We start from the raw sequence: 26,951 nt of genomic DNA on the forward strand, positions 1-26,951 counted from the left end.
GGTCGGCGGTACGCGATGTCAGCTCCCGGCGTGCCGGGCGACCACATCGCGAGCTGTGGGCAGGGCCGCCACCTGCAACCGCCGCATGGCGTCGAAGGCGGCCCCGTTCTCGGCGCGGATCATGTCCGAATAGCGCCGGTGCAGGTCCTGTGCGGTGTCGGCGAGGCCGGTCGAGCGGGCGCATTCGGCCTGGGCGGTGGCCATCGGTACGTCGTCGGCCTCGGCGGCCGGACCGGTCCGTGCCAGTTGTTCGTCGCGCTGCTGGACCGGGTGCACGGCCGGGAAACCGCGCCGTCCGACGCACTCGCTCCACCCGGCCACCGCCGTTCGGAAGGCCGGGTCCTGGTTGACCCGGCCGGTGCGCACCGCGCCGAGCTGCTTCACGGTCTCGCTGGAGCCGTACCAGAGGCGCACGTCCCCGTAGAGCTGCCGCCACGACGCGGTGATGCAGCCCCGGTCGCTGTGGCTCAGCGTGCCCCCGCCCGGGTTCTCGACCGCCAGCCCCTTCGCATCGGGTCCCATGAGGGCCACCCCCAGAGCCTCCAGCCGCTCTGCGGAGAGCCCGCTCTGGTACCGGCCGCGCGGGCCCGCCGCCGCCTCCTCGTCCAGTTGCCGCTCGATCCGGCGCCCGAACCCGTGGCCGCGGGCCCAGTCCACGTCGTCCACGCCGTACGGGAAGTCCCGCCAGTCCGGGTGCGGCACGCGCGGGACCGGCCAGTACGAGAATCCCTGCGCCCGCATGCAGTCCTGTACGAGCAGTTCTCCCGCGGTGTGGAGCACGTTCAGCTCGGCGGTCTCCAGGGCGCGCGCCGGGGTCCGCCGCCCGGCGCCGTCGGCCGGGAGGTCGGTCCGGGCTGCCACGGCCAGCAGCGCGCCGCAGGCCACCACGACCGCACAGGCCACCATGACGACGGCCGACCATCTCCTCCGCATGGGAGGACCCCCTTCCCGACGGCTTCATGCCGACGTGAGCGAGCAAACCCTGCCGAAGTCCTCTGGTGAACCTGTGAGTTGATAGGTGGTGCGGTTGCGGGAACCCGGCTAGCGCGGCTCCGGGGCCATGACGCCCGACCGCCCCCCGACCGCAGGAGCGGTCGGGGGGCGGTCGGGGCGGTGCGGGGTGCGGGGTCCGGGTCCGGCTCCTGCGGTCTCAGATCAGCTCTTCGCCCCGGCCGCGGCGTCCGCGGGGCCAGCGGCGGTTGACGACGAAGGCGCCGCCCGCCAGTACGGCCAGCACACCGCCCGCGACGGCCAGTGCGGTGCCCGCGCCGCCGCCCGGCTCCTTGCCGGCCGCCGCCGGGTCGTTCTCGTGCGACTGCGCTGGAGAGCCGTGCGAGGAGGTGTCCGCGCTCTTCGGCGGCACCAGCTCACCCACCGGCTTGACCTTCCCGGCCGCCGCGAAACCCCAGTCGAAGAGCGCGGCCGTCTCCTCGTAGACCGAGTTCGCGCCGCCCGCTCCCGGATTCATCACCGTGACCAGCAGCTTCCTCGAACCCTGCTGGGCGGCGCCGGTGAAGGTGGAGCCGGCCATGGTGGTGTTGCCGTTCTTCACTCCGGCGATGCCCTTGTAGGGGGCGATGCCGCCGGCACCCGTCATCAGCCGGTTGGTGTTCTGGATCTCGAAGTAGTCCCGCGGCTTCCCGGCCTCCTGGAGTCCGGGGAACTTCGCGCTCACCGTGCCGCAGTACTCCCTGAAGTCCTGCTTCTGTAGTCCGGAGCGGGCGACCAGCGTCAGGTCGTACGCGCTCGACACCTGCTCCGGGGCGTCGTACCCGTCGGGGGACACGACGTGGGTGTCCAGGGCCTGTAGCTCCTCGGCGTGGGCCTGCATGTCCTTGACGGTCTTCTCGACGCCGCCGTTCATGGCCGAAAGCACGTGCACGGCGTCGTTCCCCGACCGCAGGAAGACCCCGAGCCACAGGTCGTGGACGGAGTACTCGAGGTCCTCCTTGACGCCGACCAGACTGCTGCCCGGGCCCACGCCCTCCATGTCCTTGTCGGTGACCTTGTGGACCTGGTCCTTCGGCAGGCCCGGCAGCACGGTGTCCGCGAAGAGCATCTTCATGGTCGAGGCCGGGGGCAGCCGCCAGTGCGCGTTGTGCGCGGCCAGCACCTCGCCGGACTCGGCGTCCGCCACGATCCACGACCGCCCGGTGAGGTTCGCCGGCAGCGCCGGAGCGCCCGGCAGCAGGTTCACCTGGGTCCCCGGCTGGCCGAGCAGGGAGCCGCCGACCGTGGACATCGAGACGGGCGGTGCCGGGGCCGGCTGGCCCTTTGCGTCGGCCGGCGGGGTCGGCGCGGCGTGCGCGGGGGCCACCAGCAGGGCGGGCGCCAGCAACGCGGCGGAAAGGACCGTCAGCGCGGTCGTCTTGGCAGACACCCAGGTGAAAGTACATCCCGATGAGCTGGAGAGCGCAGCGGACCGGCCATTTCCAGGCAACCAACCCCGGGACAGCCCACCCCGGCGCGTCCGTCCTGGGGACGAATCCGATACTGAAGGCATGAGACTCAGTCGTACCGCCTCCTGGTTCCTGCTCGCCTTCGGCGTGTGGAGCTGGTTCATCTGGGTGTCTTTCGTCCGGAACCTGTGGAAGAACGGCAGTGGTCTTGCCTTCGATGCGGCCGGCGATCCCACTTCCTACTTCTGGGTGCACCTGACGCTCGCGGTGACGTCCTTTCTCCTGGGGACGGCGGTCGGTCTGATCGGGTTGCGCAGCGTCCTCGCCCTGCGGCGTTCGTCACGTACGGACGGTGCGGGCGGGGCGGGCGGGGCGGACCGTCCGGACCGGGGCACCTCGGCATGACGGTCCTGGTCTTCGCACTCGTCGCCCTGGCGGTCTGCGCCCTGCTGGTCCTGGTCCACCGCTGGCTCTGGATCCGCCTGGTCCGCGACACCACCGCCCCCGGCGGCCGGACCCGGCGCATCGGTACGGCCTTGGCCATCGGCCTGCCCCTCCTCTCCGTGGCCGCGCTCACCACGGGCCGCGCGGGCGCCCCCTTCTGGCTCCAGCAGACGGTGGCCTGGCCCGGGTACCTCTGGCTCGCGGTACTCCTGTACCTGACCCTGACGATGCTGGTCGCGGAGCCGATCCGCGCGCTGTGGCTGCGCCGTCTGGCCCACCGTGATACCGCCCGACCGGTGGCCGACCGGCCCGAGCCCGTGGAGGTGCCCGCCGCGGCGGCGCCCGCGGCCGTCCCGGCCACCGCCGAGCGGCCCGCCGCGGGCGCCGGGCTGAGCCGTCGCCGGTTCGTCGCCCGTACGGTCGGCGGGACGGCCGCCGCCGTGGCCCTCGGCACGGTCGGGGCCGGTACCCACGGGGTCCTGCGCGGGCCGAGCGTGAAGCGGGTGCGGGTCCCCCTCGCCAAACTGCCGCGCGCGGCACACGGCTTCCGGATCGCCGTCGTCAGCGACGTCCACCTCGGCCCGGTGCTCGGCCGCGCCCACACCCAGCGCATCGTGGACACCGTCAACCGCACCCAGCCCGACCTCATCGCCATCGTCGGCGACCTCGTCGACGGCAGCGTCCCCGACCTCGGGCCCGCCGCGGAGCCGCTGCGCCGGCTCGCCGCCCGCCACGGCTCGTACTTCGTGACCGGGAACCACGAGTACTTCTCGGGCGCCCAGCAGTGGATCGACCACGTCCGCGAGCTGGGGCTGAACCCGCTGGAGAACGCCCGCCGCGAGCTGCCGCACTTCGACCTCGCCGGGGTCAACGACATCCAGGGGGAGCGGGAGGGGAGCGGCCCCGACTTCCGGGCGGCCCTCGGCGACCGGGACCGGACGCGGGCCGCCGTGCTCCTCGCGCACCAGCCCGTCGTCATCCACGACGCCGTCCGACACGGCGTCGACCTCCAGCTCTCCGGCCACACCCACGGCGGCCAGCTCTGGCCCGGCAACTACCTCGCGGAGCTCGCCAATCCCACCGTCGCCGGTCTGGAGCGCTACGGAGACACCCAGCTCTACGTGTCCCGCGGGGCCGGAGCGTGGGGTCCCCCGGTCCGGGTGGGGGCACCGTCCGACATCACCGTCGTCGAACTCGCCTCATTTCAGGCCTGATCCGCGCCAAGCACCCGGCGCCTTCACCCCAACTAGCCTTCCGGAGGCCAAAATTCCGTGATGGGATGACCGTTAATCGGACAGCGCGTCGCTGTCTTCGGTCATGGGGTGGGGTTCAGGGGATGCGGTCTGTCCGCTCGAAGATAATCGCGGCCGGGCTGGTCCTCGGCGTGGTCGGCGTGGGTGTCTGGCAGTTGTTGCCCGAGGACGGGAGCGGCCGCGGTGCCGTCCGGGTCGGTACGAGTGACGTCGTCTCCTCCCTCGACCCCGCCGGGGCGTACGACGCCGGTTCCTGGGCCCTGTTCAGCAACATCTACCAGTCGCTGCTGACCATCAAGCCCGGCTCCGACGCCCCCGTGCCGGACGCCGCCGCCTCCTGCGGGTTCGTGGGCCAGAAGCTCACCACCTACACGTGCGAGCTCCGCCCCGACGTGAAGTTCGCGGGCGGCCGCACCATCACCGCCGAGGACGTCAAGCACTCCTTCGACCGCATCAAGGCGATCAACTCCGACCAGGGGCCGGCTCCGCTCTTCAACACCCTGGAGTCGGTCAAGGCGGAGGGGCGCACGGTCACCTTCAACCTCTCCGCCGGCGACTCCACCTTCCCCTTCAAGATCGCGACGGGCGCCGCCTCGATCGTCGACAAGGACGAGTACCCGGCGAAGTCCCTGCGCGAGGACGGCAAGGCGGACGGCTCCGGCCCGTACACGCTGGGCGGCTACAAGGCCGGTACGAGCGTCGAACTCAAGCCCAACGGCTCGTACAAGGGCCAGGGCAAGCCGGCCCACACGCCCGTCACCGTCAAGTACTTCAAGGACTCCGAGCAGCTCGACCGGGCCTGGAAGGCCCACCAGATCGACGTCGCGCACCGGGACATGCCGCCCGCCGTGCTCGCCGGCCTCAACCCGGGCCTGAAGGACACCCGCTACCAGGCCTCCGGCGGCAGCGAGACCCGCTCCATCGTCTTCAACGTCCGCCCCGGCTCCACCGCGGCCCCGCTCGCCGTCCGCCAGGCCGTCGCCGCCGTCCTCGACCGCGCCAAGGTGGCCGCAGAGGTCCACCTGGGGACCGTCACCCCGTTGTACTCCCTGGTCCCGGCGGGCATCGCCGGCCACAGCACGCCGTTCTTCGACGCCTACCCGGCCCCGAACCTCGCCACCGCCAAGAAGCTCTTCAAGGACGCCGGGATCACCGGACCCGTCCGCCTCAACCTCGGCGTGAACGTGCGCGGCGCGAACCTGCCCGAGGCCGAGGAGCTCAAGCGCCAGCTGGAGTCCACCGGCCTCTTCCAGGTGACGATCAAGCCGGTCGAGGTGTGGAGCGATTTCCAGAAGGCGTACGCGGCGGGCGAGTTCGACGTCTACACCATCGGCTGGATCGCGGACTTCCCCGACGCGGACAACTTCCTCGCCCCGCTCGTCGGTGCCGATTCGTCCATGAACAACGGCTTCTCCGACAAGCAGGTCGACGAGCTGATCGCCCGCACCCAGTCCCACGCGGAGCGGAGCGAGGCGGCCACCGAGTTCCGCGACCTCCAGAAGCTGGTCGCCCAGCAGGCCCCGATGGTGCCGATCTGGCAGAAGAAGGACTACGTGATGTCCCGCGAGGACGTCACCGGAGCCCAGTACCTGTCCGACGGCACCGGCGTCTGGCGCCTGTGGGAACTCGACTGGCTGTAGCCGTCGCGTTCCCGGCGGCTACGCGGGGTCCTCCTGCGGATCCGGGTCCTTCTCCGGGTCCGGATACGGGTCCGAGGCCCTGCGCCGGGCCCCCGCCGTGGCCGTCTGGGCCATGCCCGGCAGGAAGTCCGCGAACAGCTCGTGGACTTCCCGCACCAGCGGCCGCAGCACCCGGAAGCGGGCCAGCACGATGCCCCGCGTCGTCAGCTGCGCACCGCGCTCGGCGAGCCGCCGCGTCTTCTCGCTGTTCGGCGAGCGGTCGAAGACCCAGTACAGGACCAGGCCCATCTGCGCGAGCCACATCAGCTCGGGCAGGACGTCGGCCAGCTCGGCCGGCACCTTGGTCTTCGCGCCGGCCAGCACTTCGCGGTGGATGTCGATCGCAGCCTTGCGCGCCGCTTCCGATTCCGGCGAGAACGGGCTGAGCGGACTCTCCGGGTCAGCCGCGTTCTTGAAGAACTGGGAGGCGAACTCGTGGTATGGGGCGGCGATGTCCAGCCAGGCCGTCAACACGCCCGCGTACCGCTTCTGCAGATCGGTCTCGTTGTCCAGGATGGGCCGGACCGCGGCCTGGTGGGCGGCGCCGATCCGGTCGTAGAACCCCTGGACCAGGTGTTCCTTCGACTCGAAGTAGTAGTAGGCGTTGCCGACCGAGACGCCGGCCTCCTTCGCGATACCCCGCATCGTCGTCTTGTCGAAGCCGCGTTCCTGGAAGAGGCGGAGCGCGGTTTCGAGGATGAGCGTGCGGGTCTGCTCGCTCTTGGGAGCCTTCTGATCAGTCACGGTGTATGAGCCTATCGGGGGACGGAGCACTCGTCGTCACAGGCCGGCCCCTCGGCGGACTCCGGGTAACCCTCGGTGCGCACGGCCTGCCGCCAGGCGGAGGCGGTGTGCATGGCCGCCCGGGCGAAGGGCCGGCCGGCCGGGGTGGCCAGCCAGTTGGCCTTCGGCCGGTGCTCGACCAGCGCCCACAGGCACACGATGAAGGCGTCGGTCCCGGTCCACACCTGCCCCGTGTCCCCGACGACGGTGATCTCCCGCAGCGTCGACGCGTGGTCGAGGCGGGGGAACCGCCGCCGCGCCTCCCAGGAGGCGGCGGGGACCAGGGCGAGCGGGACCAGCCACCGCTGCGCGAGCAGCCAGTGCCGGATGTGCACGCAGAGCGGGCAGCCGGCGTCGTAGAGGACGGTCAGTTTCCGCACGGGCGCGGCGGCGGTCGTCACGGCTCAGGCCCCGACCGGTGCGGTCCACGCCTGCGGGGGGACGGGCGGGGTCTGCTGGCGCTCCATGATCCCGCGGCGGCGCATCTTGTTCAGCACCCACACGTTCCCGAGGTGCATGACGCCGAGGACCAGGAGGACGACGCCGAGCTTGACCGAGAGCGCCTCGAAGAGGGCGCGGGGGGTCTGGACCTCCTCGCTCGAGCGGAGGTAGAGGGTCACGAAGCCGATGTTCACGAGGTAGAAGCCGACCACGAGGAGCTGGTTGACGGCGTCCGCGAGCTTCTCGTTCCCGTGCAGGACGTCACCGATGAAGACACGGCCGTTGCGGCTGAGCGTGCGGGCCACCCAGATGGTCAGGGCGATGCTGATGAGCAGGTAGATGACGTACGTGACGACGGTCAGGTCCATGGCCTTCGGCCCCTTTGAACGTGTTCAAACTGCTGACAGGGCTGACTGTAGACCCCTTTTTGAACAAGTTCAAGTGATGGTCAGTGGGCACTGCGGAAGCGGTTCGCGATCAAGGAGATCGAGAGCATCGCGGTGATGACGCCGACGGCCAGGGTGAGCGTGCCGGCCCTGCCGCCGCCCATGGCCCAGCCGTTGCCGAGCAGGAGGGCGGTGCCGCCGGCGCGGGCGAGCAGGGCGTACCGACGCTCGCCGGCGCGGCCCAAGCGGCGGCCCAGGACGAAGCAGGCGGCGATCAGCGAGAGGAAGGTGATCGATCCCGCGGCGAAGTGGGCGTAGCTGTGCCAGGTGAGGGTGGCGGGCTGCCCGTAGGGGGTGCCCGCGGGGAAGCCGCCGGCCGGGTCCATGACGAACACCCCCGCGGCGATCATGCCGACGCCGGCGACGCGCACCAGGCGCGGCGCCCAGGTGCCACCGGGCTCGCCGTGCAGGGCCCGGCGCAGGCCGGTCGCTCCCACGGCGAGCAGGACTCCGACGATCAGGAAGTTGGTGATCTGGAGCCATCCCAGGGAGCCGTTGCTCAGGGCGCTCAGGGGGTGGCGGGTGATGTCGAAGCCCTCGCGGAGGGCGGCCTGGGGCAGGGCGACGGCGGCCCACAGGGGGGTCGCCACGACCGCGCAGGTGAGCAGGGAGCGGGTGGCGGCCCGGGTGCGGGTGCGGGTCTCGGGGGCGGAGGTGGTGGTGGTCATGGCGGGTGCCTCTCTCCTCGGTCGTTTCCGGTTCTCGCCGACACGTCGATCCGGCAATGTGACGGGGAACGGCGACCGTTCCCTGTCACACCGCCCCGTTCGACGTGTGGTCGAGAAGCACCGCACGACCGAGAAGAGGGACCCCATGCGCTACCTGATGACGACCCGGCCTTCCGACACCGCCCCCGACGAGAACCTGTACGCCGAGATGGGCCGGTTCATCGAGGAACTGTCGGCGGCCGGTGTCCTACTGGCGACCGGCGGCCTGGAGCCGGGCGGCGTCCTGGTGACGTCGCTCGGGAACGAGATCACCGTGACGGACGGGCCGTTCGCCGAGGCCAAGGAGGCCGTGGCCGGTTTCGCCCTGATCGAGGTCCGCTCCAAGGAGGAGGCGATCGAACTGGCCCGCCGCTTCCGCCGGATCGTCGGCGACGGCGAGAGCGTGGTGCAGCAGGTCTTCGGTCCCTGAACCGCCGGCGCTGCCGCGCCCCGCGTCCGGCCCCGGCTTGCGTGCGAGCCGGGGCCGGTGCTGTGATCGTGCCCGTGCCGGACACCCATCGCACGATCGACGCCGTATGGAAGCTGGAGTCCGCGAAGATCATCGCCGGGCTCACGCGGATGGTCCACGACGTCGGCCTCGCCGAGGAACTGGCCCAGGACGCGCTCGTCGCCGCACTCGAACAGTGGCCCGTCGCGGGCATCCCCGACAACCCCGGCGCCTGGCTGACGACCACGGCCAAGCGGCGGGCGGTCGACCACATCCGGCGCGACCGGCGGCTGACGCACAAGCAGGAACAGCTCGCCCACGAGCTGGAACGGCAACGGGAACCCGAACAGGACGACGTCCTGCGGCTGATGCTCATCTCCTGCCACCCCGTACTGCCGACCGGGGCCAGGGCCGCACTGACGCTCCGGCTGCTCGGCGGCCTGACGACCGCGGAGATCGCCCGCGCCTTCCTCGTCACCGGGGCCGCGATCGACCGGCGCATCGCCGCCGCCAAGCGGACGCTGGCCGAGCAACGCGTGCCCTTCGACCTGCCGGAGGAAGCCGAGCTGACCGAACGCCTCTCGTCCGTCCTGGAGGTCATCTACCTGATCTTCAACGAGGGTTACTCGGCGACCTCGGGCGACGACCTGATGCGGCCCGGGCTCTGCCTCGAAGCCCTGCGGCTGGGCCGGCTGCTGGCGGAACTGGCGCCCCATGAGGCCGAGGTGCACGCACTCGTGGCCCTGATGGAGATCCAGGCCTCCCGCTCGGCCGCGCGCACCGGCCCGGCGGGCGAGCCCGTACAGCTGCACGAGCAGAACCGCGGACGCTGGGACCAGCTGCTCATCCGCCGCGGGTTCACCGCGATGCTGCGCGCCCGACAGGTCGGCGGTACGTCGCCCGGCCCGTACCTCCTCCAGGCGGCGATAGCCGTGTGCCATGCGCAGGCCGCCACCGCCGAGGACACCGACTGGGCCCGGATAGCCGGCCTGTACGGGGCCCTGGCGCAGCTGCTGCCGACGCCGGTCGTCCAGCTCAACCGGGCCGTGTCGCTCGGGATGGCCCACGGCCCCCAGGCCGGCCTGGACCTGGTCGACTCCCTTGCCGCCGATCCCGCACTGCGCGACTACCACCTCCTGCCGAGCGTCAGGGGAGACCTGCTGGCGCGCCTCGACCGGCACCAGGAAGCGCGGCTGGAGTTCCACCGGGCGGCAGCCCTCACCCGCAACGCCGCCGAGCGCGCCTTCCTGGAGCGGCGCGCGGACGCGATCGTCGACGCGGACCCGACCGGTCCCACGCTCGGGGCGGCCGCACGCGCTTTCCTCGCCCGCGGCGAGCTGGACCCGGCGACGGTCCGCTCCTACGGACAGACCCTCCGCAGGCTGCGCCTGGCCCTCGGCGACCGGCGACCGCTGGCCTCCCTGACGGCCGACCAGGTGGCCGGCGTCTTCGCGACGGCCTGGGGCGGGGCGGCGGCCAGGACCTGGAACCGGCACCGCTCGGCCGTGCGGTCCTTCGGCTCCTGGGCCCACCTGGCCGATCTCGCGGCCGGGCTGGAGCGGCGTGCGGAGAAGACCGGCTCCCGGGCGCCGACGCTGGGCCCCGCCCAGCTCGACGTGCTCTGCGGCCGCCCGGACCTGCCGCTGCGCGAACGGACGCTGTGGCGGCTCCTGTACGAGTCGGGGGCCGGGGTGAAGGCGGTCCTCTCACTGAACGTCGAGGACCTGGACCTGGCGGACCGCCGGGCTCCGGCCGGCCGTACCTGGGTGAGCTGGCGCTCGGAGACCGCCCGTCTCCTGCCCGGGCTGCTGGCCGGCCGGACCCGGGGCCCGGTGTTCCTCTCCGACCGGCGGCCCGGACCGGGCCGGACGCCCGCACCGGCCGACCTCTGCCCGGACACGGGCCGGCGCCGCCTCTCCTATGAGCGGGCCGAGTACCTCTTCAAAGAGGCCACCAGGTCCCTGGATCCGGCGGCCGCCGGCTACACGCTGGGCCGGCTCAGGCACCGCGCGGCGGAGCGCGCGCCTCACATGCTCAGCGACCGCGCGTAGTTCACCTGGCCCATCACCCACTGGTAGGTGTACGCGTCCACCGCCGGGATCATCGTGGAGTGGTGGCGGCCACCGCTGGTGACCGTGACCTGGATGTAGCCGGTGGTGGTCTTCTCCTTCATCAGCAGGAAGAGCAGGCCGAGCAGGCAGAAGATGAAGAAGACGATCGCGAGCACGATCGCGTGCGGCGGGATCTTCTCCTCGGTGCGCGAGAAGTCGGTCGCGTTCCACATCGCGCCCCTGAGCGGCATGTTGCCCGAGGGGGTGATGATCTGGTCCCCGGCGATGGTGATGTCACCGAGGGACAGACCCGCGCCGCCGACCGGAGCGGCGGGGTGGTAGGCGGGGGTCGGGATGCCGGCGCCGCCGATGGTCGGCTGGTAGGCCGGCGGGCCCGGGTAGGGCTGCGGGTAGCCGTAACTGGCCTCGCCCGGACCCCACTTGTAGTCACCCTGACCGGGCGTGGCGGGCATGCCCGGCTGACCGCCCTGGCCGGCGGGGTCGCTCGTGTACGGATTCGGCTGCTGCTCGCTCATGCAGCCGATCCTTCCACAGGGACCTCCGCCCCGTACCCCCTGTCCCGCAACCCAGGTCAGAGCGCCGCGCCGACCAGGGCCGTGACGTGCTTCCGCATCAACTCGCGGTCCTCGCCCACCGGAAGGAGGGAATGGACGACCGTGTGGCGGCCGCCCCCGGTGGCGAACACCCTGCTCGTGGAGCGGCCCATGGAGCCGGTCCTGCCCCGGACGACGGTGCCGGGCTTCATCAGCGCGGTCAGTGCGGCGGTGTCGACCGTCTGGTGCGTGCGGGCGGACGGTGCCGGCGGTGACGGGCACGAGGGCCGCGCCCGCGAGGACCAGGGCGGTCCAGCGGGTCGGGCGGGCGGTGGCGGGAGCGGCGTACAGGGTCTTCGTCGTGTCCGAGAGCCTGCTGCGGGGAAGATCCACCGACCATGGGTGAAGCCCCCTGGCCGCCCCCCCCGAGCGGCCCCTGACCGCCGCTGCGGGACCGCACGGCCCGTTGTCAGTGCTCACCCCTACGGTCGAGCGCATGGGAATGGTGACCTTCGTCGACGAGACGACCGCCGGCAGCCGCGGCGACGGCTGGGCGCTCGATATGGCCGAGGAGCGGCTCGCGCTGCGCGAGCTGATCCGGCGCAGGGTCTTCCAGGAGGTCGCGGAGTACCACGCGCAGCGCTCCGAGGTCTTCCAGGGGCTGGTGCGGCCGGAGGGGGCTGAGCGGGCCCTGAACGGGTACGCCCTGCGGACGCCGCGCCGCATCGATCCGCAGAAGCAGACCGAACTGGCCCTGAAGGCGTTCGAGCGCAACGGCTTCCTGGTGCTGGTGGGGGACCGTCAGATCGTCTCTCTGGACGAGGAGATCGCCCTTCCGCCCGGTGTCGAGGTCACGTTCCTGAAGCTCGTCGCGCTGGTGGGTGGCTGATGACGCGGGACGTCGCGGTGGCGGCGCGCAGGTTCCTCCGCGCGGCCCTGGCCCGCTCGACCCCGAACCACGTCTACCAGGAGCAGCTCGACGCGCTGCGGCGGCTTCCGGAGCGGGACCGGCGCCTGCTGGTGGAGGAGTTCGCCGACCGCTACCGGCGACAGTGCGACACCGAGCCGGTGCAGGCGAAGCTGCTGACGCAGATCGTGCTCGTCGGCCAGGGCCTGGACGGTCTGCCGCTGCCGGACGAGCGGGCCGCCCAGCTGGAGCGCATCTCCCGGACCCACTGCTTCTGGTACGCGGACCGGTGCGAGGCCTTCGCCCAGGCCGAGGTCGCCGCCGGGCGCACGCTCGCCCCGGCCGTCATCGCGGCCGTCCGGCGCAGCGCCATGAGCGCGGACGGCGCCGGCACCCTCGCCGGGTTCGCCGCACAGCTCACCGCGCCCGTACTCAACGCCGGTGAGGAATGGGCGGAGCGGGCGATGGCGGACGAGCGGTGGCACGAGCTGCTCGCGTACGCGCTGACCGCCAAGGCCGCCAAGCCCTCCGCCGCGTGGGAGAAGGGCGGCCGGGCGCTCCTGGCCCGCCTCGGCGGCGACGCCGTGCGCGAGGCCGTGGTGGCCTGGCTGGCCCTCGTCGGGCGGCCCCGGACCATCGAGCTGGAGCGCGGCCCGTACGAACCGGACGTCAACCACGCCTTCGACCCCTTCAACGCCAACGCCCTGCGCGGCCTGGCCTGGCTGCTGTCCTTCCTCCCGCCGCACCCCGACACCGTCCGTGCGCTCGGCGCACTGGCGCAGAGCGCGCTGCGCAAGGTCGCCGGGATGGGGCCGCGCAACCCGAAGGTCGCCAACGCCGCCGTCAACGCCCTGGCCAGGATCGAGGGTGACGCCGCCCTAGCCGAACTGGCCCGCCTGGGAACCCGGGTGACGTACAAGGGCACGGCCAGGTTCATCGACACCGCCCTGGGTGCGCGGGCCGCCGCGCTCGGCCTGAGCCGCGAGGAGATCGAGGAACTCGCCGTATCCGCACACGGGTTGACCGGGGTGGGCCGGGCCGAGTTCCGGCTGGGAGAGGCCACCGCGCTGCTGGAGGTGCGCGGAAGCAGGGTCGCCGTCGGCTGGCGCAACGCCGCCGGCAAGCAGCTCAAGAGCGTCCCCGCCACCGTGCGCCGGGACCACGCGGAGGAGCTCAAGGAGCTCAAGGCCACGGTCAAGGACATCGACAAGGCACTGTCCGCGCAGGCGGAGCGGCTGGACGGGCAGTTCCTGGCCCTGCGCCGGTGGGCGTACGGGCACTGGCGCGAGCGGTACCTGGACCACCCGCTGGTCGGGACCCTGGCGCGGCGGCTGATCTGGACCGTGGACGGCACGGCCGTCGGCTTCGCGGACGGAGAGTTGCGCACCCTCACGGGCGCCCCCCTGGACCAGGACACCGCGCGGGCCACCGTCGAGCTGTGGCACCCCGTCGGCAGGGAGCCCGCCGAGGTGGTCGCCTGGCGGCACTGGCTGGAGCGGTACGCCGTGACGCAGCCCTTCAAGCAGGCCCACCGCGAGGTGTACCTGCTGACCGACGCCGAGCGGAACACGGGCAACTACTCCAACCGCTTCGCCGCGCACGTCCTGCGCCAGCACCAGTTCCACGCGCTGGCAGCGGCCCGGGGCTGGCGCAACAGGCTGCGCCTGTGCGTGGGCGACGGCGCCCCGCCGGCCGTCCGGGAGATGCCGCACTGGGGGCTGCGCGCCGAGTACTGGATCGAGGGCGACGGGCAGGAGTACGGGGTCGACACCACCGAGTCCGGGAGCTACCTGCGGCTGCGGACCGACCAGGTGCGCTTCTACCCGATCGATGCCCCGCAGAACGAGGAGGGCACGTACGGCGGCGACCACGCGACGGGGGCGCGCGACGGCCGGGACCCCGTCGACCCGCTGCCGCTGGCGGAGATACCGGCGCTGGTGCTGAGCGAGGTGCTGCGGGACGTCGACCTCTTCGTGGGCGTGGCCAGCATCGGCAACGATCCGGCCTGGTCCGACGGCGGGCCCGAGGGGCGCTTGCGCGCGTACTGGACCTCGTACGGCTTCGGTGAGCTGAACCAGAGCGCCGAGACCCGGCGGGTGCTGCTGGAGCGGCTGGTGCCGCGGCTGGCCATCGCCGACCGCTGCACCGTCGCGGGCCGTTTCCTGCACGTGCGGGGCGAGCTGCGCACGTACAAGATCCATCTCGGCTCGGGCAACGTCCTGATGACGCCGAACGACCAGTACCTGTGCATCGTTCCGGGTGCCTCCCGTGCCCCCGAGACCGGCTATCTGCCCTTCGAGGGCGACCGGACCCTCGCGGTCGTCCTCTCCAAGGCGATGCTCCTCGCGAAGGACACGGAGATCACCGATCCGACGATCACCGGCCAGCTCCGCCGCTGAGGTCCCGGGGGAACGACGAGGGCCCCGCCCCCGGACGAACCGGGGACGGGGCCCTCGCGGTCCGCCGGTCTCAGCCGAGACCGACGGACGGAGTCGCGCGTCGAGAAGGCTAGAAGCGGCGCGTGATCAGCGCACGCTTGACTTCCTGGATCGCCTTCGTGACCTCGATGCCACGGGGGCACGCGTCGGTGCAGTTGAAGGTCGTGCGGCAGCGCCACACGCCGTCCTTGTCGTTCAGGATCTCCAGCCGCTGCTCGCCGGCCTCGTCACGCGAGTCGAAGATGAAGCGGTGCGCGTTGACGATCGCCGCCGGGCCGAAGTACTGGCCGTCGTTCCAGAACACCGGGCACGAGGACGTGCACGCGGCGCACAGGATGCACTTGGTGGTGTCGTCGAAGCGCTCGCGGTCCTCGGCGGACTGCAGGCGCTCGCGCGTCGGCTCGTTGCCCTTGGTGACCAGGAACGGCATGACGTCGCGGTACGCCTGGAAGAAGGGCTCCATGTCGACGACGAGGTCCTTCATCACCGTGAGGCCCTTGATGGCCTCGACGGTGATTGGCTTCTCCGGGTTGATGTCCTTGATCAGCGTCTTGCAGGCGAGCCTGTTCTTGCCGTTGATCCGCATCGCGTCGGAGCCGCAGATGCCGTGCGCGCACGAGCGACGGAAGGTCAGCGTGCCGTCGAGGTCCCACTTGATCTTGTGGAGACCGTCGAGCACGCGCTCCTTCGGGTCGATCTCGACCTGGAAGTCCTGCCAGACCGACTCTTCCGAGATCTCCGGGTTGAACCGGCGGATCCGGAAGGTGACCGTGATGAACGGCGAGGCGGCGGACGCCGCCTCCATCTTGTCCAGGGTGGGAGTGGCCATCAGTACTTACGCTCCATCGGCTGGTAGCGGGTGACGACGACGGGCTTGTAGTCCAGCCGGACGGAATCCTTGCCGTCGTCGCCGACCTCGCGGTACGCCATGGTGTGGCGCATGAAGTTGACGTCGTCGCGGTTCGGGTAGTCCTCGCGGTAGTGACCGCCGCGGGACTCCTTGCGCGCCAGCGCGGACACGGCCATGACCTCGGCCAGGTCGAGCAGGTTGCCCAGCTCGATGGCCTCCAGCAGGTCCGTGTTGAAGCGCTTGCCCTTGTCCTGGACGGACACGTTCTTGTAGCGCTCGCGCAGCTCCGCGATCTTCTCGACCGCGGTCTTGATGGTCTGCTCCGTGCGGAACACCATCACGCACGCGTCCATCGTCTCCTGGAGCTCCAGACGCAGCTCGGCGACCCGCTCGTTGCCCGTGGAGTTGCGCAGGTGCTCGACGAGGTCGGCGACCTGCTGCGCCGGGTTCTCCGGGAGCTCGACGTAGTCGTTCTCCTGGGAGTACTTCGCGGCGGCGATGCCGGAGCGCTTGCCGAAGACGTTGATGTCCAGCAGCGAGTTGGTGCCGAGGCGGTTCGCGCCGTGCACCGACACGCACGCGACCTCGCCGGCCGCGTACAGGCCCGGGACGACGGTGGTGTTGTCCGCCAGGACCTCACCCTCGACGTTGGTCGGGATGCCGCCCATGGCGTAGTGCGCGGTGGGCTGGATCGGGATCGGGTCCGTGTACGGCTCGATGCCCAGGTAGGTGCGCGCGAACTCGGTGATGTCCGGGAGCTTCGCGTCGAGCTGCTCCGGCGGCAGGTGCGTCAGGTCCAGGTACACGTGGTCACCGGCCGGACCGCAGCCGCGGCCCTCACGGATCTCGGTGTAGATGGAGCGCGAGACGACGTCACGGGACGCGAGGTCCTTCATGACCGGCGCGTACTTCTCCATGAAGCGCTCGCCGTCCTTGTTGCGGAGGATGCCGCCCTCACCGCGGGCGCCCTCCGTCAGCAGGATGCCCATGCGCCAGATGCCCGTCGGGTGGAACTGGAAGAACTCCATGTCCTCCAGCGGCAGGCCGCGGCGGTAGCAGGCCGCCTGGCCGTCACCCGTGAGGGTGTGCGCGTTGGAGGTCACCTTGAAGAACTTGCCGGTGCCGCCGGAGGCGTAGATGACGGCCTTGGCCTGGAACACGTGGATCTCGCCGGTGGCGAGCTCGTACGCGACCACACCGGCCGACTTCTTGACGCCGTCCTCCTCGACCAGGAGCTGGTCCAGGACGTAGAACTCGTTGAAGAACTCCACGCCCTCCTTGACGCAGTTCTGGTACAGCGTCTGGAGGATCATGTGACCGGTGCGGTCCGCGGCGTAGCAGGACCGGCGGACCGGGGCCTCGCCGTGGTTGCGCGAGTGACCGCCGAAGCGGCGCTGGTCGATGGTGCCGTCCGGGGTGCGGTTGAACGGCAGGCCCATCTTCTCCAGGTCGAGGACGGCGTCGATGGCCTCCTTCGCCAGGATCTCGGCGGCGTCCTGGTCGACCAGGTAGTCACCACCCTTGACCGTGTCGAAGGTGTGCCACTCCCAGTTGTCCTCTTCCACGTTGGCCAGCGCGGCGGCCATGCCGCCCTGCGCGGCGCCCGTGTGGGAGCGGGTGGGGTAGAGCTTCGTCAGCACCGCGGTGCGGCTGCGCTTCGTCGACTCGATGGCGGCGCGCATGCCCGCGCCACCCGCGCCGACGATGACGGTGTCGTACTTGTGGATCTTCATTGGTTTCGCCTCAGCCCCGTTGCCTAGCGGATGTTCGGGTCGAAGGTGAAGATCACCAGCGTGCCCAGAAGGATGGTGAACACCGTGGCGGTGTAGAGCAGGCCCTTCAGCCACAGCCGCGTGTTGGCACGCTCCGCGTAGTCGTTGATGACGGTACGCAGGCCGTTGGCGCCGTGCAGCATGGCCAGCCACAGCATCAGCAGGTCCCAGACCTGCCAGAACGGGGAAGCCCAGCGGCCGGCCACGAAGGCGAAGCCGATCTTGGACACGCCGCCGTCGAGCACCAGCTGGATCACGAGGTGGCCGATGACCAGGACGACGAGCACGATGCCCGAGAGGCGCATGAAGAGCCACGCGACCATCTCGAAGTTCCCGCGGGTCGAGCGCGGGGTCTTGCCGGTCCGCTTGCGCGGGGCCTCGATGTAAGGCGCCGGGTTGTCCACGTCGTAGAGGGAAACGCCCTCCACGTCGCCGACGCCCTTTTCGAAAGAAGTGTCAGAAGACATGCGTGTCACTTCCCGAACAGTTCAAGGTAGGCGTGGCCCAGTACGGGGTACAGGGCCATGGCCATCATCACGACCCAGATGCCCACGACGGTCCAGAGCATCTGCTTCTGGTAGCGGGGGCCCTTGGACCAGAAGTCCACGGCGATGACACGGAGACCGTTGAGCGCGTGGAACAGGATGGCGGCGACGAGGCCGTACTCCAGCAGCGCGACGATCGGAGTCTTGTAGGTAGCCACGACATCGTCGTACGCCTCGGGGGAGACGCGGACGAGAGCGGTGTCGAGGACGTGTACGAACAGGAAGAAGAAGATGAGGACGCCGGTGACTCGATGAGCCACCCAGGACCACATTCCTTCCCGGCCGCGGTACAACGTTCCAGCCGGCACGGAAAACCCTCCGGAAGCGGGGCGGGGGCCAGCCGGCTTCTTTGTCGGTCGGGCCCGGCCGGGTACGGTCCTCCGGCCCCGGACATCGTAGCGACGCTTTGTCGGTTCCCTTGCGCGGGGGCCATCGGTGTGATCAAACAGGCACGTACGGGCTATCCCACAGGGGCGAATAGCCCGATTTCCGTGGCAGTCAGCCCATCCGGCGAGGTCAGCCAGCGTGTCAGATCCAAGAGCCGGGCCCGCGCGACACGGCGCAGCTCGTCCGCGGAGATCGAGCGCTCCTCGTCGACCTCGTGGCCCATCCTCCGGCGGATCGCGCCCAGCAGCTGGTCGGCCTGCTCCTCCGGCGGGTGCCCGTCGAGGCAGATCACGAAGGCGTGGCCGAACTTCCGTTCGTACTCCGCACGGGCCGCGTCGAGGGCCAGCAGTGCGGCGTACGGAGCACCGTGGTCCAGTTCCGCCGAGCACTCCGCGGCCAGGGCCTCGGTCAGGTCGCCCTGCGAGAGGTCGTACGAGGCCTCGTCCGCGGCGGCGAGCAGGGTCGCGGCATCCGAGTAGGGGCGGTGCACCGCCACCCGGTGCGCCCAGCGCCGGCTTCCGCAGCAGTGCAGCAGGACGGCCCGGGCGGCTTCGGGGGACAGGGCGTTGAACCGAGCCAGTCCGAAGCCGTGAGGAGGGGCGGAGCTTCCTCCGGGTCCGGTCCGGGAGGTGCGCCCTGGGGCCTGTGCCGGAAGGTGGCTGGACAGCAGGGGGCTCCTCGGGGCGCGGCGGGGGTGTACCGCCACGCTATCGACGCAGGGCAGGGTGTGTCGTACCGATTCGGGGATTTCACCCGGAAGTGAGTCGAAAGGATGACGTGAGCGCCACGGACGGGCATGGTGAGGGCCCGGGGAAGGGGAGGGCGACCGAGGCCGCCACCCCCCACAGGAGAGGCCCCGGTCGCCATCCGTCACGGGCTCGTGCGACAAGCCCGTACCCCTGTCAGCGCCTCGGGTGCGTTTTGTGTCACACCTCGCTCCGCACAGGATTGGTTGCGCGTTGTATCACTCGTGGACGAGAGGTGCTTGAAAGCCGTAACGTGCTGATTTGCGCCACACGTACAGGACAGTGAACGGGTTGGGGACTTTGCTGGGGGACGACGCGGAGCTGACCGCCGCGGTGCTCGCGGCACAGGACGGCGACGAGAACGCGTTCCGTGCTGTGTACCGCGCCGTGCACCCACGGCTGCTGGGGTACGTACGCACGCTCGTCGGGGACGGCGATGCGGAGGACGTGACCTCGGAAGCCTGGTTGCAGATCGCCCGCGACCTCGACTCCTTCACGGGCGACGCCGACCGCTTCCGCGGCTGGGCGGCCCGCATCGCCCGCAACCGCGCCCTCGACCACATCCGCATGCGCGGCCGACGCCCCGCCATCGGCGGCGACGACACCGAGCTGACGAGCTGGGCCGCCGAGTGCGACACCGCCGGCGCGGCCATGGAGTCCCTCGACACCGGGCGCACCATGGCGCTCATCGCCCAGTTGCCGCAGGACCAGGCCGAGGCCGTCGTCCTGCGCGTCGTGGTCGGGCTGGACGCCAAGAGCGCGGCCGAGACCCTGGGCAAGCGGCCCGGCGCCGTACGCACCGCGGCCCACCGGGGCCTGAAGAAGCTGGCCGAGCTGCTCGGCCCGGAGGGCGGCTCCGAGCCGGACCCGGACACCGGATCGGATCCGGCTCCGACGGTCGGCCATAATGCCCGTGGCCAGGCATGGGGCGGCGGGGGCGGGAGGGATCTCGACGCCGTACCCGCGCAGCGTGGCCGGAGCGGGGGCTTCGTAGAACAAACCGGTGTGACGGATTCACGTTGGCGGACGCAGAAGGACATGTGATGGCCGACGAGCGCAACAGGTGGCTGGACGAAGCCGCTGCGGAAAAACTGCTGCGCGGCGAACCGGTGGAACCTGTGGGGCCGGCCGCCGATCAGCGCGCCCGCAACGAGGCCGCCCGGCTGCGTGCTGCCCTGGACGCCCTGGGCGGCGTGAACGGTCCGCTGCCCGCGGGCACGGAACTGCCCGGTGAGGCCGCGGCGGTGGCCGCCTTCCGTACGGCGCGCGGTGGCGCGCGCCCTGCCGCGGTTCCCGCCGCGGTGTCTCCCGTGGCGGCCGCGTCCGTCGAACCCCTGGTCGACCTCGGCCGCATCGTCCCCGCGCCCGCGCCCCGGCGCGGCCGGGCCGTGAGCTTCGGCCTGGCGGCGGCCCTGGCCAGTGTCGCCGTCGGCGGACTGGCCGCTGCGGCGGGCGCCGGGTTGCTGGAGCGGTCCCGGCACGACACCGCGGGACCCGGTCCGGCGATGTCCGTGAGCGCCGGCGAGGACCCGGCCCCGGGCATCGGCAGCGGGGCGCCGAGCGTCAGCCCGAAGCCCACGCCCACCCCGGTGCCGAGTGGCTCGAATCCGACGTCCGCCCCGGGGACGGCACAGCCGCCCGGTACGGACGGGCGCGCCGCGACACCCGGGACCGGCGCGGGCGCCGGCACCTCCTCGGGCTCGTCGGCGACCGCCGGCTCGGGCAAGGACGTCCAGAGCGGCACGGGAGCCACGGGCGTCACGGGCGGCACGGGCAGCAAGGACGACACCCGGGACACCTTCGGGGGCGGCGACACGGCCGGCAAGGACCGCGACCGCGACGGCGAGAACCGTCTCAAGGTCGCCGACCTCTGCACGGAGTTCAAGGCGGGCCGGCTCGACGAGGCCCGCCGTGAGCGGCTCTCGCGCCTGGCCAACGGCCTCACCCGGATCCCGGACTACTGCAAGTCGGTGCTCGACGACGGGGGCTCCGGCGGTAAGCGCAGCGGCTCCCAGCTGGGCGGGACGCTCAGGGCGCCGACCCTGACGCCGACGATTCCGCGGGGTTCGGTCGACCTGCGCACCGGCCGCTGAAACGTGTGCTGAGCTGCCTGTAACACTTTTCGAACCTGCGGCGCAGTACATATCGAGCCGACTGGTCATCGGCCGCGCATGAGCCGGGGTTCCCCCCGTACCCCTGGGCTCTGCGCAACCGGCGCGGGCGGGGCACGTTCCCCCGGCCCTGCCCGCGCCCATGACGTTCGGACCGGGAACGGAAGAAGCCCGAGGCGATGCCTCGGGCTTCTCGCTTGCTTCCCCCCGGCCCGGCGGGCCTCACCAGTAGACGACGACCTTGTCGCCGACCTTCACCTGGTCGAACAGCGCCGAGAGCTTCCCCTTGTCCCGGACGTTCACGCAGCCGTGCGAGGCCCCGTTGTAGCCGCGTGCCGCGAAGTCGGCCGAGAAGTGCACGGCCTGGCCGCCGCTGAAGAACATCGCGTACGGCATCGGCGTGTGGTAGATCGTCGACGTCCACTCCTTGGCCTTCCAGCCCACGTCGAACACGCCCTCGCGGGTCGGGGTGTTCTCGGAGCCGAAGCGCACGTCCATCGTCGAGACGACCTTGCCGTCGATCATCCAGGCGAGCGTGCGGCTCTCCTTGCTGATGCACATGACGCGGCCCTGCATGCACCGCGGGTCCGGGGCGGCGACCTCGTTGACGGTCGACGGACGCAGCTCGTCGGCGGTGGGCTTCTTGCTGTCGCTCTGGATCTTCTTCCAGGTGGCCTCGTCGACCGAGCCGGTCGCGTTCAGCCCGTGCTTCGACTGGAAGGACTTGACCGCGGCGGTCGTCTTGGAGCCGTAGAAGCCGGTCGGTGCGACCGACATCAGCTTGAGCTGGCGCAGCCGGGCCTGGAGCTCGCGCACCTGCTCGCTCTCGTCGCCGTTGGCCATGATCTGCTTCACCGACGGCGAAGGGGAGGACGAGGAGGAAGCCGACGCGGAGGCGGAAGCGGAGGCGAAGGCGGACGGCGACGCCGAGGCCTCGCCGGGCTTGTTGTCGGTGGAGGGGGACGCTTCGGGGGAGCTGCCCGCCGTGGGCGAGGACGAAACCGAGGAGGCGGAGGCGACGGGCTCCGTCTTCTGCGGTCCGCAGGCGGTCGCGGCGAGTGCGACGGCGGTTGCCACCCCGATCGTGCGGATTATGACTCTCTGGCGCTGCATTGCAGTCCCCCCGGTTTCTACGTCGTGTATCTAGGTGATGCTCCGCGTGCGTGGACAGTTGCGCTCGGCTCCGGGATGTTGCGCCATTGTGACCGGCAGTCGTCCGCAGCCTTACGAAGCGATGCGCGGCTGGGGGCGCCCCAGCGGTGGCTCGGGGAGGTCCCACCAGTCCCGGGCCCGCTTGCTCGACGGAGGACTGCGTCACATGGCACATACCGAGAGCGGAATCCCCATCGAACCCGTCTACGGGCCCGATGACCTGACGGGGTGGGATCCGACGGCCGAGCTCGGGCAGCCGGGCGACTTCCCCTACACGCGGGGGATTTATCCGAACATGTACACCGGTCGGCCGTGGACGATGCGGCAGTACGCCGGCTTCGGCACGGCCGCCGAGTCCAACGCCCGCTACCGGCAGCTCATCGAGGGCGGCGGCACCGGGCTCTCCGTCGCCTTCGACCTGCCGACCCAGATGGGACACGACTCCGACGCCCCCCTCGCGCAGGGCGAGGTCGGCAAGGTCGGCGTCGCCGTCGACTCGCTCGACGACATGCGGACGCTGTTCGACGGGATCCCCCTCGACCGGGTCTCCACCTCGATGACGATCAACGCGCCCGCCGCGCTGCTCCTGCTGCTCTACCAGCTGGTGGCGGAGGAACAGGGCATCTCGGGCACGCAACTGACGGGGACGGTCCAGAACGACGTACTGAAGGAGTACATCGCGCGCGGGACCTACATCTTCCCGCCCGGCCCCTCGCTACGGCTGACGGCCGACACCTTCCGCTACTGCCGCGCCGAGATCCCCCGGTGGAACACCATCTCCATCTCCGGCTACCACATGGCCGAAGCCGGTGCCTCGCCCGCGCAGGAGGTGGCCTTCACCCTCGCCGACGGCATCGCCTACGTCCGTACGGCCCTGGCGGCCGGGATGGCGGTCGACGCGTTCGCACCCCGGCTCTCCTTCTTCTTCGTCGCCCGCACCACCCTGCTGGAGGAGGTCGCGAAGTTCCGCGCGGCCCGGCGGATCTGGGCCCGCGTCATGCGGGAGGAGTTCGGGGCCCGGGACCCGAAATCGCTGATGCTGCGCTTCCACACCCAGACCGCGGGGGTCCAGCTCACCGCGCAGCAGCCGGAACTGAACCTCGTACGGGTGGCCGTGCAGGCCCTGGCCGCCGTCCTCGGCGGCACGCAGTCGCTGCACACCAACTCCTTCGACGAGGCGATCGCGCTCCCGACCGAGAAGTCCGCCCGCCTCGCGCTGCGCACCCAGCAGGTCCTCGCGTACGAGACGGACGTGCCGCACACCGTGGACCCCTTCGCCGGGTCGTACGCGGTGGAGCGGATGACGGACGAACTGGAGGCGGCGGCGCTCGCGCTGATGCGCCGGATCGAGGACCAGGGCGGGGCGGTGGCCGCGATCGAGGCCGGGTTCCAGAAGGCCGAGATCGAGCGGAACGCCTACCGCATCGCGCAGGAGACCGAGAACGGGGAGCGGGTGGTGGTCGGGGTCAACCGCTTCGCGCTGGAGCGCGAGGAACCGTACGAGCCGCTGCGCGTGGACCCGGCGATCGAGGCGCGGCAGTGCGCGGCACTGACCCGGCTGCGGGCGGAGCGCGACGGGGCGGCGGTGACGGCGGCACTCGCGGCCCTGCGGGAGGCGGCGGCGGGGACGGCGAACGTGCTGTACCCGATGAAGGAGGCGCTGCGCTCCCGGGCCACGGTGGGGGAGGTGTGCGGGGCGCTGCGGGAGGTGTGGGGCACCTACGAGCCCACCGGTTCCACCTGGTGAAACACACTGGCGCGACAGGTGCAACCTTGTGGGACACTCCTGCGCATGCTGGGTGTGACAGATCTTCCGACTTATCTCGCCGGCCTGGTGCTGATCATTCTGCTGCCGGGGCCGAACTCCCTCTACGTGCTCTCCGTGGCCGCCCGCCGCGGGGTGCGCACCGGGTACAAGGCCGCCGCCGGGGTGTTCACCGGCGACGCCGTGCTCATGCTGCTGACCGCCGTGGGCGCCGGGGCGCTGCTGCGGGCGAGCCCGCTGGTGTTCACCGTGGTGAAGTTCCTCGGGGCCGGCTACCTGGCGTGGCTGGCCGTGGGGATGATGCGGGGCGCCTGGGCGCTGTGGCGCACGCGCGCGGAGCGGGCCGAGGCGGAGTCCGCCGTTCCCGCCGACCCGGCCGAGAACGAGCGGCCCTACCGGAGGGCGCTGCTGATCAGCCTCCTCAACCCGAAGGCCATCCTCTTCCTGATGTCCTTCTTCGTGCAGTTCGTGGACCCGTCGTACGCCTACCCGGCGCTGTCCTTCCTGCTGCTGGGCGGTCTGCTCCAGACCGGCAGCTTCCTGTACCTGACGATGCTGATCTTCGGCGGGACCCGCCTGTCGGCGGCCTTCCGGCGCCGCAAGCGCCTGTCGGCCGGGGCCACCTCGGCGGCGGGCGTACTCTTCCTCGGCTTCGCGGCCAAGCTCGCCGTCAGCTGAGGCCCCTCAGCTGACGACGCGGCGCAGCCATCCCATCCGCCGCACGGCCCGGCGCACCGCCCGGCTGCGCGGCAGGAACGACAGCTGCGCCGGGATGCCGCCCGGCAGGCCGAGCGAGGTCAGTCGGCGGCGCGTGAAGTACCGCCAGGTGTGCGGGGTCAGGCGCTTGGCCAGGTAGGCCTCGGCCGCCGGGCGCCGCGCGGCCAGGATCTGCGGCTGCATGGTGAACCCGACGGCGGTGAGCAGTGCGGCCGGTTCCGCCCGGACCTGCTCGGGGGTCGGGGGCGTCCAGGCGCGGACGGCCTCGGCGTCGGCGAGGTCCGGGAGCAGCGCGTCCACCAGGGCCAGCGGGACCCGGTTGCTGTTCGGGTACGGGGTCAGGGCGGCCAGCACCGCGTCGGTGCCGGTCCGGGCCACCGGGAGCCCGTACAGCGTGGCGGCGGTGAGCAGCCCGGTGGAGAAGCAGCCGACGACCAGCGCGGGGCGCAGCCGCTGGTAGAGGGTCTCGGCCAGGACCGGGGCGGCGATCACCGTCAGCCGGGCGCCGAGCCGCTCGGCCTCCTCCTCGGCCCGGCGCCAGTACGCGGCCGGGGCGCCGGGGTGCGGTTTGAAGACCAGCTCCCGGTGGCCCAGGGCGTGCGCGCCCCGGACCATCGACACGTGCAGTTCCTCTTCCTCGGCCAGGGTCATCAGGTCGAGCGCGGAGAGGTACTGGCCCAGCAGGAGGGCCGGGGGCCCGGCGGGCTCGGGCGCCTCGTCCGCGGTGGCCTCGGCGAGCTCCGCGAGGACCTTGAGGAACGGCTCCGTCGGCACCAGTTCCACCCGCACCCCGAACTCCGTCAGCAGCAGGGGCTCCAGACCGGGCACCAGGTCCAGGTGGAGCACCCGCCGTACCCGCATCCCGAGCTGCGGGTCGAGGCGGAAGCGGGTGGGTCCGTAGCTCATCAGCCCGTCGGCGTAGACGTCGACGGCCGCGCCCGGGAAGAGCCGGCACAGGCTCTGGGCCGGCGGGACCTGGAGGGACTCCACGATCAGTTCGACCCGGTCCTCGCCCAGGTTCCACAGCGCGCGCAGCTGCCGCTCCCAGATCGGGACGTCCTCCGCGCGCGGGGCCCAGGTGCTCGGGTGCTGCGGCTCGATGACGCGGTTCCAGTCGAGGACCTCGTCGAAGCGGGAGCGCAGGGCGGCGAAGCCCGGCATGTCCGTGACGCCCGGGGCGACCTCGGCCGTGACGGCGTGGTTGCTGGTCAGCAGGATGCGGCGGCCGGCGGGCGGGAAGGAGCCCGCGTCGATGCCCGCCGCGAGCGTGGCCGCACCGTAGAGGGTGGAGGCCAGGAAGATCTGGGTGGGCATCAGGCACCCGCTCCCGACGGGGCGGGGCGGCGGCCGGTGCGCAGGCGGCGCAGCACGGCGGAGCGTTCGACGTCCATCGAGTCCAGGACCTGGTCCAGTACGTCCTGCGGCATGCGGCCGAGCGCGGCCGAGCTCATGAGACGGAGTTTTTTGGCCACGTCCGGCTCGAACCTTTCGATGGACCCGAAATGGTGGGCGATAATTGCACAATAGGTTCGGACGGCTTTCGGGAGCAGTCGATCGCATTCCCGGTCGGCGATGACCTCCGCGAGCACCTGATCGAATGCGCGGATGAAATCGAGCTGCCGTTCGTCTCCGACCTGCGTCAATGAGGTGGAAACCCCGCGCCGGTAGAAGATGCCGGGAAGTCCGACCGCGGCGAACGACTCCGCCTCCCGGTGCAGCCGCCAGATCCACGGCCGGTCCTCCGCTGTCCGCAGCCCGTCGGTGAAGTGCAGCACCCCGCGGTCCAGCAGCCGCCGGTGGTACATCCCGGCCCAGGCGTACGGATAGTCCACCGACGTGGCCCGGTCGGCGGGCAGGATCGCGGTGCGCGGCGCGGCGACCACCGCTTGCGGGCCGAAGGGGACGCGCTGCACGCTCCGCGACCGGCCGGTGCAGCGCACATGGTCGGTGCGGACGAAATCGCAGCTCAGGGCCTCTATGGCGGCCAAGGTTCGGGCCAGGTGGCCGGGCGCCAGCCAGTCGTCCCCGTCCAGGAAGGTCAGGTACTCGCCGCGGGCCGCGTCCAGACCGGTGTTCCGGGCGGTGGCCAGGCCGCCGTTGCGCTCGTGTCTGAGGTGCACCGCCCCCGGCAGCTCGCGCGCCGCCCGTTCCAGCAGGGCGGGCGTCCCGTCCGTCGAGCAGTCGTCGACGAGCAGGAACTCGAAATCCTCCCGGGCGTTGAGTTCGAGACTCTTCAGGGCGTCCGGTGCGTACGTCTGCACGTTGTAGAACGGCACGACAACAGAGAGCTTGGGCACCTGCGAGACATTAGGGCGCCTCCCGTCATTCACTGTGGCCCGTATGCGGAATCCATGTG

Annotated in this window: 27 protein-coding genes; 11 read left to right on the top strand and 16 right to left on the bottom strand. The window is 71.5% G+C overall.

The window, feature by feature from the left end; genetic code table 11:
- Positions 1-18: 18 nt before the first annotated feature.
- The gene (locus tag OG594_RS27250; RefSeq protein ID WP_266604113.1) at positions 19-933 is read right to left on the bottom strand and encodes a hypothetical protein; all 915 of its coding nucleotides are present in this window, start codon (positions 931-933) and stop codon (positions 19-21) included.
- A 217-nt stretch (positions 934-1,150) separates the two neighbouring features.
- A complete protein-coding gene (locus tag OG594_RS27255) occupies positions 1,151-2,380 on the bottom strand; it encodes a D-alanyl-D-alanine carboxypeptidase family protein (protein ID WP_266604115.1) in 1,230 nt (409 codons plus the stop codon).
- 121 nt (positions 2,381-2,501) lie between these two features.
- Here OG594_RS27255 and OG594_RS27260 point away from each other — a divergent pair, with 121 nt between their 5' ends.
- From OG594_RS27260 to OG594_RS27270, 3 genes are all read left to right on the top strand, one after another.
- Positions 2,502-2,804: an SCO4848 family membrane protein gene (locus OG594_RS27260; protein ID WP_266604117.1), complete on the top strand. Its 303-nt coding sequence runs from the start codon at positions 2,502-2,504 to the stop codon at positions 2,802-2,804.
- On the top strand, positions 2,801-4,057 hold the full coding sequence (locus OG594_RS27265; protein ID WP_266604119.1) for a metallophosphoesterase: 1,257 nt from the start codon (positions 2,801-2,803) through the stop codon (positions 4,055-4,057). Before OG594_RS27260 ends, OG594_RS27265 begins: the two co-directional genes overlap by 4 nt.
- A gap of 122 nt (positions 4,058-4,179) precedes the next feature.
- Positions 4,180-5,736 (top strand): ABC transporter substrate-binding protein, encoded by a 1,557-nt coding sequence (locus tag OG594_RS27270; RefSeq protein ID WP_266604121.1) that lies wholly within the window; start codon positions 4,180-4,182, stop codon positions 5,734-5,736.
- 18 nt (positions 5,737-5,754) lie between these two features.
- Here the strand turns inward: OG594_RS27270 and OG594_RS27275 are convergent, their stop codons facing one another.
- The 4 genes from OG594_RS27275 to OG594_RS27290 form a co-directional block, all read right to left on the bottom strand.
- Positions 5,755-6,519 (bottom strand): TetR/AcrR family transcriptional regulator, encoded by a 765-nt coding sequence (locus OG594_RS27275; protein WP_266604123.1) that lies wholly within the window; start codon positions 6,517-6,519, stop codon positions 5,755-5,757.
- 11 nt (positions 6,520-6,530) lie between these two features.
- Entirely contained in the window at positions 6,531-6,959 is a 429-nt protein-coding gene (locus OG594_RS27280) for a thiol-disulfide oxidoreductase DCC family protein (protein WP_266604125.1), read from the bottom strand.
- A 3-nt stretch (positions 6,960-6,962) separates the two neighbouring features.
- On the bottom strand, positions 6,963-7,367 hold the full coding sequence (locus tag OG594_RS27285) for a hypothetical protein (RefSeq protein ID WP_266604132.1): 405 nt from the start codon (positions 7,365-7,367) through the stop codon (positions 6,963-6,965).
- An 80-nt stretch (positions 7,368-7,447) separates the two neighbouring features.
- Positions 7,448-8,113, bottom strand: coding sequence for a DUF998 domain-containing protein (locus OG594_RS27290; RefSeq protein WP_266604134.1), 666 nt, complete (start codon positions 8,111-8,113; stop codon positions 7,448-7,450).
- A 145-nt stretch (positions 8,114-8,258) separates the two neighbouring features.
- Here OG594_RS27290 and OG594_RS27295 point away from each other — a divergent pair, with 145 nt between their 5' ends.
- Both OG594_RS27295 and OG594_RS27300 read left to right on the top strand, forming a co-directional pair.
- Positions 8,259-8,582 (top strand): YciI family protein, encoded by a 324-nt coding sequence (locus OG594_RS27295; RefSeq protein ID WP_266606590.1) that lies wholly within the window; start codon positions 8,259-8,261, stop codon positions 8,580-8,582.
- A 74-nt stretch (positions 8,583-8,656) separates the two neighbouring features.
- Positions 8,657-10,651: a sigma-70 family RNA polymerase sigma factor gene (locus OG594_RS27300; RefSeq protein WP_266604136.1), complete on the top strand. Its 1,995-nt coding sequence runs from the start codon at positions 8,657-8,659 to the stop codon at positions 10,649-10,651.
- Here OG594_RS27300 and OG594_RS27305 read toward each other — a convergent pair.
- Positions 10,627-11,187: a hypothetical protein gene (locus tag OG594_RS27305; RefSeq protein WP_266604138.1), complete on the bottom strand. Its 561-nt coding sequence runs from the start codon at positions 11,185-11,187 to the stop codon at positions 10,627-10,629. The genes OG594_RS27300 and OG594_RS27305 overlap by 25 nt on opposite strands.
- A 56-nt stretch (positions 11,188-11,243) precedes the next feature.
- Positions 11,244-11,417: a hypothetical protein gene (locus tag OG594_RS27310; RefSeq protein WP_266604140.1), complete on the bottom strand. Its 174-nt coding sequence runs from the start codon at positions 11,415-11,417 to the stop codon at positions 11,244-11,246.
- Positions 11,418-11,701: 284 nt separating this feature from the next.
- Here OG594_RS27310 and OG594_RS27315 point away from each other — a divergent pair, with 284 nt between their 5' ends.
- Both OG594_RS27315 and OG594_RS27320 read left to right on the top strand, forming a co-directional pair.
- Positions 11,702-12,094: a hypothetical protein gene (locus OG594_RS27315; RefSeq protein WP_266604142.1), complete on the top strand. Its 393-nt coding sequence runs from the start codon at positions 11,702-11,704 to the stop codon at positions 12,092-12,094.
- Positions 12,094-14,511, top strand: coding sequence for a DUF4132 domain-containing protein (locus tag OG594_RS27320; RefSeq protein ID WP_266604144.1), 2,418 nt, complete (start codon positions 12,094-12,096; stop codon positions 14,509-14,511). Before OG594_RS27315 ends, OG594_RS27320 begins: the two co-directional genes overlap by 1 nt.
- 109 nt (positions 14,512-14,620) lie before the next feature.
- On the opposite strand, the gene OG594_RS27325 is transcribed toward OG594_RS27320, so the two are convergent.
- The 5 genes from OG594_RS27325 to OG594_RS27345 all read right to left on the bottom strand — a co-directional run bounded on the left by OG594_RS27325 (position 14,621) and on the right by OG594_RS27345 (position 18,810).
- The gene (locus OG594_RS27325) at positions 14,621-15,379 is read right to left on the bottom strand and encodes a succinate dehydrogenase iron-sulfur subunit (RefSeq protein ID WP_266604146.1); all 759 of its coding nucleotides are present in this window, start codon (positions 15,377-15,379) and stop codon (positions 14,621-14,623) included.
- Positions 15,379-17,133, bottom strand: a complete 1,755-nt coding sequence (gene sdhA, locus OG594_RS27330; RefSeq protein WP_266604148.1) for a succinate dehydrogenase flavoprotein subunit — start codon at positions 17,131-17,133, stop codon at positions 15,379-15,381. Before sdhA ends, OG594_RS27325 begins: the two co-directional genes overlap by 1 nt.
- A gap of 23 nt (positions 17,134-17,156) precedes the next feature.
- Complete coding sequence (locus tag OG594_RS27335) at positions 17,157-17,639, bottom strand: succinate dehydrogenase hydrophobic membrane anchor subunit (RefSeq protein WP_030010307.1); 483 nt, start codon at positions 17,637-17,639, stop codon at positions 17,157-17,159.
- 5 nt (positions 17,640-17,644) lie between these two features.
- Positions 17,645-18,025 (bottom strand): succinate dehydrogenase, cytochrome b556 subunit, encoded by a 381-nt coding sequence (gene sdhC / locus OG594_RS27340; RefSeq protein ID WP_030010306.1) that lies wholly within the window; start codon positions 18,023-18,025, stop codon positions 17,645-17,647.
- A 152-nt stretch (positions 18,026-18,177) separates the two neighbouring features.
- Positions 18,178-18,810, bottom strand: a complete 633-nt coding sequence (locus tag OG594_RS27345; protein WP_266604151.1) for a 2-oxo-4-hydroxy-4-carboxy-5-ureidoimidazoline decarboxylase — start codon at positions 18,808-18,810, stop codon at positions 18,178-18,180.
- 340 nt (positions 18,811-19,150) lie between these two features.
- Between OG594_RS27345 and OG594_RS27350 the strand changes: the two genes are divergently transcribed.
- Both OG594_RS27350 and OG594_RS27355 read left to right on the top strand, forming a co-directional pair.
- Positions 19,151-19,894 (top strand): RNA polymerase sigma factor, encoded by a 744-nt coding sequence (locus OG594_RS27350; RefSeq protein WP_266606591.1) that lies wholly within the window; start codon positions 19,151-19,153, stop codon positions 19,892-19,894.
- Complete coding sequence (locus OG594_RS27355; RefSeq protein ID WP_266604152.1) at positions 19,894-20,943, top strand: hypothetical protein; 1,050 nt, start codon at positions 19,894-19,896, stop codon at positions 20,941-20,943. The genes OG594_RS27350 and OG594_RS27355 overlap by 1 nt, the downstream gene beginning before the upstream one ends.
- A gap of 240 nt (positions 20,944-21,183) precedes the next feature.
- Here the strand turns inward: OG594_RS27355 and OG594_RS27360 are convergent, their stop codons facing one another.
- Positions 21,184-22,038 carry a L,D-transpeptidase family protein gene (locus OG594_RS27360; RefSeq protein WP_266604153.1) on the bottom strand — a complete coding sequence of 285 codons (855 nt, stop codon included), beginning with the start codon at positions 22,036-22,038 and terminating at the stop codon, positions 21,184-21,186.
- 241 nt (positions 22,039-22,279) lie between these two features.
- On the opposite strand from OG594_RS27360, the gene OG594_RS27365 reads away from it, so the two are divergent.
- Positions 22,280-23,860 (top strand): methylmalonyl-CoA mutase, encoded by a 1,581-nt coding sequence (locus OG594_RS27365; protein ID WP_266604154.1) that lies wholly within the window; start codon positions 22,280-22,282, stop codon positions 23,858-23,860.
- A gap of 45 nt (positions 23,861-23,905) precedes the next feature.
- The gene (gene leuE / locus OG594_RS27370; protein ID WP_266604155.1) at positions 23,906-24,556 is read left to right on the top strand and encodes a leucine efflux protein LeuE; all 651 of its coding nucleotides are present in this window, start codon (positions 23,906-23,908) and stop codon (positions 24,554-24,556) included.
- Positions 24,557-24,562: 6 nt separating this feature from the next.
- Here the strand turns inward: leuE and OG594_RS27375 are convergent, their stop codons facing one another.
- Together OG594_RS27375 and OG594_RS27380 are read right to left on the bottom strand one after the other, a co-directional pair.
- The gene (locus OG594_RS27375) at positions 24,563-25,909 is read right to left on the bottom strand and encodes a polysialyltransferase family glycosyltransferase (protein WP_266604156.1); all 1,347 of its coding nucleotides are present in this window, start codon (positions 25,907-25,909) and stop codon (positions 24,563-24,565) included.
- Entirely contained in the window at positions 25,909-26,892 is a 984-nt protein-coding gene (locus OG594_RS27380; protein ID WP_266604157.1) for a glycosyltransferase family 2 protein, read from the bottom strand. The genes OG594_RS27375 and OG594_RS27380 overlap by 1 nt, the downstream gene beginning before the upstream one ends.
- Positions 26,893-26,951 lie beyond the last annotated feature (59 nt).

The sequence above is a fragment of the Streptomyces sp. NBC_01214 genome (genome assembly GCF_026340975.1).
GTDB lineage: Bacteria > Actinomycetota > Actinomycetes > Streptomycetales > Streptomycetaceae > Streptomyces.

What these genes read in the sequence shown, in the direction of transcription:
- OG594_RS27305 (WP_266604138.1), bottom strand. Translation starts at nt 11,187, where the DNA reads ATGAGCGAGCAGCAGCCGAATCCGTACACGAGCGACCCCGCCGGCCAG.
- OG594_RS27365 (WP_266604154.1), top strand. Translation starts at nt 22,280, where the DNA reads ATGGCACATACCGAGAGCGGAATCCCCATCGAACCCGTCTACGGGCCC.
- leuE (WP_266604155.1), top strand. Translation starts at nt 23,906, where the DNA reads ATGCTGGGTGTGACAGATCTTCCGACTTATCTCGCCGGCCTGGTGCTG.
- OG594_RS27375 (WP_266604156.1), bottom strand. Translation starts at nt 25,909, where the DNA reads ATGCCCACCCAGATCTTCCTGGCCTCCACCCTCTACGGTGCGGCCACG.
- OG594_RS27270 (WP_266604121.1), top strand. Translation starts at nt 4,180, where the DNA reads ATGCGGTCTGTCCGCTCGAAGATAATCGCGGCCGGGCTGGTCCTCGGC.
- OG594_RS27285 (WP_266604132.1), bottom strand. Translation starts at nt 7,367, where the DNA reads ATGGACCTGACCGTCGTCACGTACGTCATCTACCTGCTCATCAGCATC.
- OG594_RS27295 (WP_266606590.1), top strand. Translation starts at nt 8,259, where the DNA reads ATGCGCTACCTGATGACGACCCGGCCTTCCGACACCGCCCCCGACGAG.
- sdhA (WP_266604148.1), bottom strand. Translation starts at nt 17,133, where the DNA reads ATGAAGATCCACAAGTACGACACCGTCATCGTCGGCGCGGGTGGCGCG.
- OG594_RS27260 (WP_266604117.1), top strand. Translation starts at nt 2,502, where the DNA reads ATGAGACTCAGTCGTACCGCCTCCTGGTTCCTGCTCGCCTTCGGCGTG.
- OG594_RS27320 (WP_266604144.1), top strand. Translation starts at nt 12,094, where the DNA reads ATGACGCGGGACGTCGCGGTGGCGGCGCGCAGGTTCCTCCGCGCGGCC.
- OG594_RS27265 (WP_266604119.1), top strand. Translation starts at nt 2,801, where the DNA reads ATGACGGTCCTGGTCTTCGCACTCGTCGCCCTGGCGGTCTGCGCCCTG.
- OG594_RS27250 (WP_266604113.1), bottom strand. Translation starts at nt 933, where the DNA reads ATGCGGAGGAGATGGTCGGCCGTCGTCATGGTGGCCTGTGCGGTCGTG.
- OG594_RS27355 (WP_266604152.1), top strand. Translation starts at nt 19,894, where the DNA reads ATGGCCGACGAGCGCAACAGGTGGCTGGACGAAGCCGCTGCGGAAAAA.
- OG594_RS27310 (WP_266604140.1), bottom strand. Translation starts at nt 11,417, where the DNA reads ATGAAGCCCGGCACCGTCGTCCGGGGCAGGACCGGCTCCATGGGCCGC.
- OG594_RS27335 (WP_030010307.1), bottom strand. Translation starts at nt 17,639, where the DNA reads ATGTCTTCTGACACTTCTTTCGAAAAGGGCGTCGGCGACGTGGAGGGC.
- OG594_RS27290 (WP_266604134.1), bottom strand. Translation starts at nt 8,113, where the DNA reads ATGACCACCACCACCTCCGCCCCCGAGACCCGCACCCGCACCCGGGCC.
- OG594_RS27325 (WP_266604146.1), bottom strand. Translation starts at nt 15,379, where the DNA reads ATGGCCACTCCCACCCTGGACAAGATGGAGGCGGCGTCCGCCGCCTCG.
- OG594_RS27315 (WP_266604142.1), top strand. Translation starts at nt 11,702, where the DNA reads ATGGGAATGGTGACCTTCGTCGACGAGACGACCGCCGGCAGCCGCGGC.